General features: G+C 62.9%; 1 protein-coding gene. It reads right to left on the bottom strand.

The genetic code is table 11. The features are described from left to right. Positions 1–214: hypothetical protein (locus I6F37_RS41835; RefSeq protein ID WP_225154647.1), on the bottom strand; the 214-nt coding region annotated here is incomplete at its 3' end. Positions 215–418 lie beyond the last annotated feature (204 nt).

Here is a 418-nt window from a genome sequence, read left to right as displayed (position 1 = left end):
GCGATGGCTTGGCAAGCCCCTCCAGGATTTGCCGCACACGGTCTTCCGCGGGAGGCGCGGTGAGTCCCGCCGCGATCGCCTGCCTGGATTCCTCGATTGCGCGTCGCGCTTGAGCGACGATCAACCGGCGGGGAAATTCTTTTTCGAGATCGGCAAGCCGCCCCAGCAATTGATCGACTGAGGGAAGCTCTCGCCGCTTTTCGGTGTCGGCCAAACTAGATCGTACCGCATGGTTGTAACATGGAACTCATTATGCGGATCAGAAATTTCGCGCTTTTCATCGCCCTCGCGGCATCCGCGCAGCAGTTGCCGCCGCCCGCGAAAGAGATCGCCCTCTATCCCGGTGTCGCGCCCGGATCGGAGAACTGGACCTGGGCCGAGCGGGCCGCCACTACCGCTACGGGAATGCCGATGGCGC

This window comes from Bradyrhizobium sp. NBAIM08 (genome assembly GCF_020193935.1).
Taxonomy (GTDB): Bacteria; Pseudomonadota; Alphaproteobacteria; order Rhizobiales; family Xanthobacteraceae; genus Bradyrhizobium; species Bradyrhizobium yuanmingense.
Note: the sequence above shows the minus strand (reverse complement) of the source record. Positions and strands in the feature narration are given on the sequence as shown.